This is a genomic window from Roseburia sp. AF20-18LB, assembly GCF_003461185.1.
In the GTDB taxonomy this organism is placed as follows: Bacteria; Bacillota; Clostridia; order Lachnospirales; family Lachnospiraceae; genus Roseburia_C; species Roseburia_C amylophila.
Genome location: NZ_QTWP01000003.1, coordinates 380,837 through 388,919 on the forward strand (window position 1 = coordinate 380,837; position 8,083 = coordinate 388,919).

General features: G+C 37.6%; 11 protein-coding genes. 2 read left to right on the plus strand and 9 right to left on the minus strand.

Going from position 1 to position 8,083, the window contains the following annotated elements; genetic code table 11:
* Positions 1 to 4 precede the first annotated feature (4 nt).
* Positions 5 to 1,108, plus strand: a complete 1,104-nt coding sequence (locus DWX65_RS08970) for a CPBP family glutamic-type intramembrane protease (protein WP_118173289.1) — start codon at positions 5 to 7, stop codon at positions 1,106 to 1,108.
* Between the two features lie 82 nt (positions 1,109 to 1,190).
* On the opposite strand, the gene DWX65_RS08975 is transcribed toward DWX65_RS08970, so the two are convergent.
* From DWX65_RS08975 to DWX65_RS08995, 5 genes are all read right to left on the minus strand, one after another.
* Positions 1,191 to 1,463 (minus strand): Fur family transcriptional regulator, encoded by a 273-nt coding sequence (locus tag DWX65_RS08975; RefSeq protein ID WP_118173290.1) that lies wholly within the window; start codon positions 1,461 to 1,463, stop codon positions 1,191 to 1,193.
* An 18-nt stretch (positions 1,464 to 1,481) separates the two neighbouring features.
* The gene (locus DWX65_RS08980) at positions 1,482 to 1,619 is read right to left on the minus strand and encodes a FeoB-associated Cys-rich membrane protein (protein ID WP_117699280.1); all 138 of its coding nucleotides are present in this window, start codon (positions 1,617 to 1,619) and stop codon (positions 1,482 to 1,484) included.
* A gap of 28 nt (positions 1,620 to 1,647) precedes the next feature.
* Positions 1,648 to 3,813: a ferrous iron transport protein B gene (gene feoB, locus DWX65_RS08985; protein ID WP_118173291.1), complete on the minus strand. Its 2,166-nt coding sequence runs from the start codon at positions 3,811 to 3,813 to the stop codon at positions 1,648 to 1,650.
* 161 nt (positions 3,814 to 3,974) lie between these two features.
* A complete protein-coding gene (locus tag DWX65_RS08990) occupies positions 3,975 to 4,196 on the minus strand; it encodes a FeoA family protein (protein WP_022242378.1) in 222 nt (73 codons plus the stop codon).
* A 19-nt stretch (positions 4,197 to 4,215) separates the two neighbouring features.
* Positions 4,216 to 4,428: a FeoA family protein gene (locus DWX65_RS08995; protein WP_117699278.1), complete on the minus strand. Its 213-nt coding sequence runs from the start codon at positions 4,426 to 4,428 to the stop codon at positions 4,216 to 4,218.
* Positions 4,429 to 4,648: 220 nt separating this feature from the next.
* Between DWX65_RS08995 and DWX65_RS09000 the strand changes: the two genes are divergently transcribed.
* On the plus strand, positions 4,649 to 5,011 hold the full coding sequence (locus DWX65_RS09000) for a metal-dependent transcriptional regulator (RefSeq protein WP_117699268.1): 363 nt from the start codon (positions 4,649 to 4,651) through the stop codon (positions 5,009 to 5,011).
* Positions 5,012 to 5,013: 2 nt separating this feature from the next.
* Here the strand turns inward: DWX65_RS09000 and DWX65_RS09005 are convergent, their stop codons facing one another.
* The 4 genes from DWX65_RS09005 to DWX65_RS09020 all read right to left on the minus strand — a co-directional run.
* The gene (locus DWX65_RS09005) at positions 5,014 to 5,688 is read right to left on the minus strand and encodes a YoaK family protein (protein WP_118173292.1); all 675 of its coding nucleotides are present in this window, start codon (positions 5,686 to 5,688) and stop codon (positions 5,014 to 5,016) included.
* Positions 5,689 to 5,812: 124 nt separating this feature from the next.
* Complete coding sequence (locus DWX65_RS09010; protein ID WP_118057171.1) at positions 5,813 to 6,535, minus strand: hypothetical protein; 723 nt, start codon at positions 6,533 to 6,535, stop codon at positions 5,813 to 5,815.
* Between the two features lie 11 nt (positions 6,536 to 6,546).
* Positions 6,547 to 7,221 (minus strand): hypothetical protein, encoded by a 675-nt coding sequence (locus DWX65_RS09015; protein ID WP_147339155.1) that lies wholly within the window; start codon positions 7,219 to 7,221, stop codon positions 6,547 to 6,549.
* A gap of 100 nt (positions 7,222 to 7,321) precedes the next feature.
* On the minus strand, positions 7,322 to 8,083 hold a 762-nt coding region (locus DWX65_RS09020), incomplete at its 5' end, for a hypothetical protein (RefSeq protein ID WP_207661132.1).

The window sequence follows — 8,083 nt, forward strand, 5'->3', positions numbered from 1 at the left end:
TACAATGAAAGAAAAATTTAAAAATCTGTCAGCACCCGTTGGAATTGTGCTGTCTATTGTAGCGGTTATTCTTTTTACCGGGTTATTGTTGGGACTTGGCTTTGTTTTAGGAAAAATTCCGGGATTAAATGAACAAAACGACTACCTGCTTCAGGCAATCGCAGAATTTATCATTCTGATTGTTTTCCTGATTATAACCTTTGTGATTGGTTATACCCGCATCTTTACGGAAAATGTTGCCGGCTGGCTCAGAAGTTTATATACCGGCGGTTTCTTTGTGGTTTACTGTCTGTTCAGCCTTATTGCACAGATTTATCTTTGCAGTATGTCAAAAGTGGGAAATGTAAGAACTGCTTTGGAAATTATATTCTATATAGTTGCTATTTTTCTGGTTGGACTGGTAGAAGAACTGGTCTTCCGAGGTGTCATTTTTAATCTGTTACTGAACAGTTTTCCAAAAACAAGAAAAGGCATTACCGGTGCCATTGTTTTAGGCGGCGTCCTCTTTGGTCTGATGCATTTTGTAAATATCCTTTCCGGAGTGAAATTTACAAGTGCGCTGATTCAGGTTATCTCCGCTGCTTTGATGGGTATTTTATTCTGTACGATATATGCATCTACCCGCAATTTCTGGATGCTTGTCATTTTCCATGCCCTTGTTGATTTTGCCAGCCTGCTTTCCACCGGAATTTTCGATGCTGGAAATATTGTGTCCCAGATCAATACTTTCTCCGCAATTAATTCCCTGTCATTTATCATGCTGGCGATTCCGATGTTTGTCATGCTGCGTAAATCCAGACGCATCCGCTTAGAGATGCTCTACAACAACGTTCCGATTTATGATGATGAACACGAAGCTAAGATGCTTTCCATTGTATCTCTTGTTCTTGGCATTATCAGTCTGGTACTTTCCTGCATCGGCTATCTGATTGGGCTTGGTATTGTGGGCATTTTTGCAGCAATTCTTTCCAAGAAAGCCAAGCCATATAATAACTCTATGGCTACTGCCGGAATGATTACTTCCATCATAGGAATTATCCTTTCTGCCATTGCTGTGGTTCTTCTCAGCGTGGTCTATTCCAGTGATATGATGACGCAGTTTATGTAAAAGTTCAACATGGAAAGCCCGGATTGCTCCGGGCTTTTCTTATACATTGTCTACATTGTTTAAATTTTTTCGGATACGAGGGCTATGCTTCTTCTGCCTTGTCATCCAGATTTACTACGATTATATTTTTTCTTGTAACTGCGCCAATCTCTTCCAATGCATTGAGCATACGGTATACGGTTGATGTTCCAATGCTTTTGTCCTTCTTGGACGCTCTGTAATAAATTTCCTTACAACTGGAGCAGTTATCTTCTAAGATAATATCCAAAAGAATACGACGCTGCTTTGTCATCCGGCATCCCCGGTCTTTCAGCATCTTGATTATCTTGTCTCTGGTCTGTGTCGTCTGCGTCATGCCTGCCTCCAATCTAGATTAATGGCAATGTCCATCACAGTGCTTGCAGTTCACACCACACTGCAGTGATTTTCCTGCCTTTTTGTCTTTTACCATGCTTCGAATTATAAGTGCAACGACTGCTACAACTACAGTTCCAACAATAACTGTACCCATCGTAATCACTCCTTTCTGTTATGGCGGATTATTTTGCTTTTACTGTTACATTTAATGTCTGGCTTTCCTTATAAGGACGGAACAAAAGATAAATGAATCCGATGATTAAAAGGAATGCGACTACTGTTCCAATACCAAATGTTCCTGCTGTAATTAAGGAACCAATCTGGAAGATACATAAGGATACAACATATGCAAGGATACACTGATATCCGATTGCGAACCAGAACCATTTTGTATTGTTCATCTCACGTTTGATTGCACCCATAGCTGCGAAACATGGTGCACACAGTAAGTTGAATACTAAGTAAGAATATGCTGCAAGTGCAGTCATGCTGCTTGCCAGATTACCCCAGATTTCTGCTCCGTCTTCTGCAACTTCTGCAAATCCGAATAACTGTCCGATTGTTCCTACTACGTTCTCTTTTGCGATTAATCCGGTAATAGCTGCAACTGTCATCTTCCAGTTACCCCATCCAAGAGGTGCGAAGATCCAGGCAACTGCATTACCAATCTTAGCTAAGATACATTCTGCCTGAGCAGCTTCCAGAGCGGTTCCCTCCAGTCCGTCAAAGCTTAACATTCCGAAGCTTCCGTCTGTCCATCCAAAGTTCATTAAGAACCAGACTACGATAGTTGATAAAAGGATGATGGTACCAGCCTTCTTAATAAAGGACCAACCTCTCTCCCACATGCTTCTTAATACATTTCCAACTGTTGGCCAGTGATATGCCGGTAACTCCATAACGAATGGTGCCGGATCTCCAGCAAACATCTTTGTTTTCTTTAAGATAATACCGGAGCAGATGATTGCTGCGATACCAACGAAATATGCACTTGGTGCAACCCAGGAAGCTCCATCAAATAATGCACCTGCGATCAATGCAATGATTGGAAGTTTTGCTCCACATGGGATAAATGTTGTTGTCATGATTGTCATCTTACGGTCTCTGTCATTTTCAATGGTTCTGGATGCCATAACTCCAGGAACTCCACAACCACTACCGATTAACATCGGGATAAATGATTTTCCGGAAAGACCAAATTTACGGAAGATACGGTCCATGATAAATGCAACACGGGCCATATATCCACAGGACTCTAAGAATGCCAGGAAGATAAATAATACCAGCATCTGAGGTACAAATCCAAGAACTGCACCAACACCGGAGATAATACCATCTACAATAAGGCCTGTCAGCCAGTCTGCACATCCGATATTTTCAAAGAAACTCTGTGCTGCCGGAATAATCCATTCACCAAATAAGGTATCATTGGTCCAGTCTGTCAGAATAGAACCTACTGTTGTTACAGATACATAATATACAATCCACATAACTACTGCGAAGATTGGCAGTGCCAGCCAGCGGTTTGTTACGATACGGTCAATCTTATCGGAAGTAGAAAGTTTTTTCTTGCCATTCTTGGTAATACACTCACCAATAATGCTTGAAATATATACATATCTTTCATTTGTGATAATACTTTCGGTATCATCATCAAATGCATCTTCCATTTCTTTGATTTCTGCAGATACATCTGCTTTCTGTTTCATCTGCTCTGCAATCTTATCATCCTTCTCAAGAAGTTTGATTGCGAAGAAACGTTTCTGTTCTTCCGGAATGTCACTTCCTAATTTTTCTTCTGCCTTGCGGATAATCTCTTCTGCTTCTGCTGAGAATTCATGTACCGGAGCTCCGGCTTTCTGTTTTGCAGCTTCGATTGCCTTCTCTGCTGCTGCCATGATTCCGGTTCCTTTTAATGCAGAAATTTCAACAACTTCGCATCCTAATTTCTTAGAAAGCTTGCCGATATGTATCTGGTCTCCGGATTTCTTTACCAAGTCCATCATGTTTACAGCCATGATAACCGGAATTCCCAGTTCCATTAACTGTGTAGAAAGATAAAGGTTTCTCTCGATGTTGGTTCCATCTACAATATTTAAGATTGCATCCGGACGTTCGTTAATCAGGTAATTTCTTGCAACAACTTCTTCCAGTGTATATGGTGATAAGGAATAGATACCTGGTAAGTCCATGATTGTTACATCCTTATGACCTTTTAACTTTCCTTCTTTTTTCTCTACAGTTACGCCCGGCCAGTTACCTACGAACTGGTTAGAACCTGTCAGAGCATTAAATAATGTGGTTTTTCCACTGTTGGGATTTCCTGCTAATGCAATTTTAATCGCCATCTTTTTTACTCCTCTTTTCTTCTTTCTTTTATCATTTTTGAATTTCCTGCATAGAGCCTTTCTATGCTGTTAGTCCGATATTTCTTTTGTTAGTCGGGCTGTTTCAATGTTAGCTTAGCATTCCTTATGTTAGCATTTACTAACCTATATGCAAAAAAAATTTATTCTACTTCAATCATTTCTGCATCTGCTTTACGAAGAGAAAGCTCATAGCCACGAACTGTCACCTCTACCGGATCACCGAGTGGAGCAACCTTTCTTACATAAACGTCCACGCCCTTGGTAATACCCATGTCCATGATACGTCTCTTTACCGGTCCCTCTCCGGACAGCTTTTTCACCTTTACGGTCTGACCGCAGGCTACTTCTTTTAATGTCTTCATAATTTCCTCCTTCTGGCTGTTACACCATAATCTTATTTGCCATGTCTTTTCCAATTGCTACTCTGGATTCTTTGACATTTACAATCATATTTCCATTTACCTCAGATACTACTGTTACTGTACCACCAGCAACAAAGCCAAGGTTCTCAAGAAATCTTCTTGTTTCTTCTTTACCGCCGACCTTCTTAATTACGTTCGGCTCTCCTTCTTTTACCATAGATAAAGGCATCATACTCTCCTCTTTTCTATTGTGCTATTGTTAATTTTTTCTCATTTCATTGGTTAGTATATTCTAACTATCATTAGTTGTCAAGAACGTTTTTGAGAATTTTTTATCATTAAGAAGCATTTTTTAGATTCATTTTATGATTTGATATGTTCGGCTTAATATGTTATACTTACCTAAATTCATGTATTATTATAGAAAAAAACATTAATGGGGGTGTTGTTATATGGCAACAAATGAATCAGCAGAAAATTATCTTGAGACTATTCTTATGCTGAGCAAAAAGCTTCCTGTGGTTCGTTCTGTAGATATTGCCAATGAACTTGGCTTTAAGAAATCCAGTGTCAGCATAGCAATGAAGAATTTAAGAGAAAAGAATCATATTACGGTAACCGATTCCGGTTTCATCTATCTTACCGATTCCGGTCGTGAAATTGCAGAAATGATTTATGAACGTCATGAATTCCTTTCTACCTGGTTAGAAAGTCTTGGTGTACCAAAGGAAATCGCAACAGAAGATGCATGCAAAATGGAACATGTTATCAGTAAAGAAAGCTTTACCGCAATCAAAAAAGCTTTGAAGCAGTAATACTACTGCTCCAAAGCTTTTTCTTTGTCTACAAACATCATAATGAATGCCATGAACAACACGGCTGCACATATCAAAATTGCTTTCTCTGCCAATAATTTCACAAAGGCATTTCCAATAATCGCCCCTATTATAAACATCAGGATAATGCCATAATACAGCATTCCTTTAAACGCGGATTCTTTATTCTTCGTATAATGGAAATCACACCAGTTCTGTGTCCCGCTTCTTAAGTTTCCGATGCACATCGTGGTTGCAATTCCATTTCCATGAATCTTCCGGAAGCTCTCCACCTGTATTCCACATGCCAGTGATGTTAAGCTGTTGGCTGCCAGATTCATGCTCTGTGGAAAAAAGCATACCACAAATAGCACCAGTGCTTCACATAATACAGAAAGCTGCCGCCAATGAAACAGGCTCTTATCTTTTGCATGTACCCGTACTACATCTGCCAGCGCTATTCCCACCGCAAATGCCAGCACCGGAAACAGATAACGCAGTGCCATTCCCCAGTTTCTCTCCGATAAATTGATTCCGAGCAATAACATATTTCCCGTCTGCGCATTAGCAAATACTTCACCCCTGCACATATAGGAATACGCATCCATAAATCCTCCAGCCAACGCCAGCACGATTCCAAGTTCTATTGATTCCGACATCTGTCTGGAACGCCTCATAATTATCATCCTCTCATCCTTGGTTTTCTTCTTATTATACTATGGGTGTCAAGGGGGATTCTATACTATAATATATAGATGACATCTTATGTTTTCATTTCTTGCCCTATAATACACCTTCTTCTTAACTTCGCTTTGAATTTGCTTTCAAAGATTCTTCCGCTATTTTGCTAAATTGAAATGGACGTGCATCAGGTTCTTCAATTCTCTTAATTCTCATATTCTTTCCAATTAACAAAGAATAATCTTTCTTCATACATTGAAACACTTTCCGATAACTTTCATATGCTATCTTTGAAGACTCATATAAATTAATAAGCCATTTTATCTCGTGATATTCCCATATAGAAATATATACCTCATCAGAAGAGAAAAAAGTTTCAAATAATTTTTTTCCACCATTTTGTTCGTTTACCATAAAGTTTTCCTGGCTTGCAAACAATGATTGTGGAACATGATGCCCCCAATTTCGTTGTTCTCTCATAGCATCAAGCAAATCTATTATTTCTTTTTCTAATGGTCTGAGTGTAAATTCTTCGTTTCCCTGTGTTACCTTTTTAGCTAATATTTTTCTAAATTGTCTATAGGAAACAGCATTTTTCGTTTCGTCTCCCAATATATTACAAATATACATTGTAAGACATTCTATTCTTTCTGCATATGCTTGATAAATAGTTGTTTTTATTTTATATTTTCCCTCATATTCCTTTAACAATTTTTCCACATCATTAATTGCATTTTTTAAACGATTCATTCTTTTATCTGTTAATACAATCATTTGATTCAAAAAAATAATTGCTTCCCTTTTATTATTAATAGGACGCATTTTCATTTGCTTGTATTCCATAATACTATCCCCTATTCTTTAGATATATCTTTTTTCTTTATTTTAGTTGATAGGAATACTTCCTTAAATCCAATTACAAACCCCATTACAATCATACATATCCCCTCTATTGCCAATACTAAAACAAAGAAAAAATCTATATATGCAAAAATTTTAGCACATTTTCCATTTGCATATCTCACTATAAAAGTTAGCACATATATAACTATTAGCTCAAGCGCTATTCTTAGCATATTTTTTTCAAATAAACTTAAATATTTATATGTCGTAATTATATTTGAATCCAAATATCCTAATCGTCTTCTTATCTTCGTATTCATTTCGTCTATATTTTTTTTAAATTTTTCATATGCCCTATTATTAAATTTAGTATCCTCCAAAGTTTCAAATACTCTTAATGTAGTTTTATCTGCATATTTCCTATATTTAGTTAAATACACTTTACATTTCTCTATATTTTTCTGAATATCTATATTACTTTTTGTTATACAATAAATTGGATAGTATATTCTATTATAGGCTATTTCTAATTTATCTAGCGGAATATTCTTATAATATTTATATTTTGTAATAAAGAAAGTAATCAAACCTGTTGCTAATACTGCTATTAAACTATCCAATTTTTCCAACATTTCCATAAGCATATTTATCATGCCTCCCTTTTCAATCCATAATATTACGATCACTTATTTTCTTCTAACTAATTAAGGCAGCTACTCTTTTTGAATCATCTTCATATCCATTTTTTAGATAATCACGTAATAATTCTAATTCCCTTTTCACAGGCTACCATTGATTGGCACCACCAATATACTGACTGCCAAAACTCTTCTGAGCAGCAGTCTTTCCTGTAATCATTATAGTTCCACTTCTAACTTGGAACTGCTGAATCCCCGTCATTCTATTCCACTCATATGGTAAAGCTAAATTCTGACGATTTGTTAAAGGTGAAAATGTTTCAAATAAATATCTTCCCTCTGTATTTGCATTTCCGCCATAAAATCTCAAACCATATGTACTGTCTCCAGCAGTTTGAAGTTTTATTGTTTCTACATTGAAAGACTCCAATATCTGTTTTCTATATACTCTTGGAACACCCTGACTCTGTAAATATTCTGATGCTTGCTTTACACCATCATAAGAATACACCGAGTTACTACCACTCTCCCCTATATTCCCCAACTGCTGCGGTCTTTTTACGTTATTTACTACTTCCAGCTCTGCCTCACTGAGCGTTCCATATGTTGCCATTCCGGTTAGTGAACCAACTACAAAGCCTGCCAGTGGACTGTTGGTTTCTTCTGTCATGCTCTTTTCCACATAGCTGCTGGCTGCCATTGTCAGTCCCTGCTTTGCATACTCTGTTACTACTGCCCTTCCTATGGATGTTCCTGCACTTACTGCTGCATTTGCTGCCATTCCTCCGGTCAGTATCATAGAAGCTGAGATTGTCAACGCATTTCCTATTAAATAATAGAGTTCCGGATTGCTGGCAAATAATGTATCACGGATTGGATTAACCGATACCATTCTTGGGTCTCCTGTTAC

Excerpts from the sequence above, each read along its gene's own strand:
- DWX65_RS09000 (WP_117699268.1), top strand. The coding sequence starts at position 4,649 with ATGGCAACAAATGAATCAGCAGAAAATTATCTTGAGACTATTCTTATG.
- DWX65_RS09005 (WP_118173292.1), bottom strand. The coding sequence starts at position 5,688 with ATGAGGCGTTCCAGACAGATGTCGGAATCAATAGAACTTGGAATCGTG.
- DWX65_RS08990 (WP_022242378.1), bottom strand. The coding sequence starts at position 4,196 with ATGAAGACATTAAAAGAAGTAGCCTGCGGTCAGACCGTAAAGGTGAAA.
- DWX65_RS08980 (WP_117699280.1), bottom strand. The coding sequence starts at position 1,619 with ATGGGTACAGTTATTGTTGGAACTGTAGTTGTAGCAGTCGTTGCACTT.
- DWX65_RS08975 (WP_118173290.1), bottom strand. The coding sequence starts at position 1,463 with ATGACGCAGACGACACAGACCAGAGACAAGATAATCAAGATGCTGAAA.
- DWX65_RS08995 (WP_117699278.1), bottom strand. The coding sequence starts at position 4,428 with ATGATGCCTTTATCTATGGTAAAAGAAGGAGAGCCGAACGTAATTAAG.
- feoB (WP_118173291.1), bottom strand. The coding sequence starts at position 3,813 with ATGGCGATTAAAATTGCATTAGCAGGAAATCCCAACAGTGGAAAAACC.
- DWX65_RS09010 (WP_118057171.1), bottom strand. The coding sequence starts at position 6,535 with ATGGAATACAAGCAAATGAAAATGCGTCCTATTAATAATAAAAGGGAA.
- DWX65_RS08970 (WP_118173289.1), top strand. The coding sequence starts at position 5 with ATGAAAGAAAAATTTAAAAATCTGTCAGCACCCGTTGGAATTGTGCTG.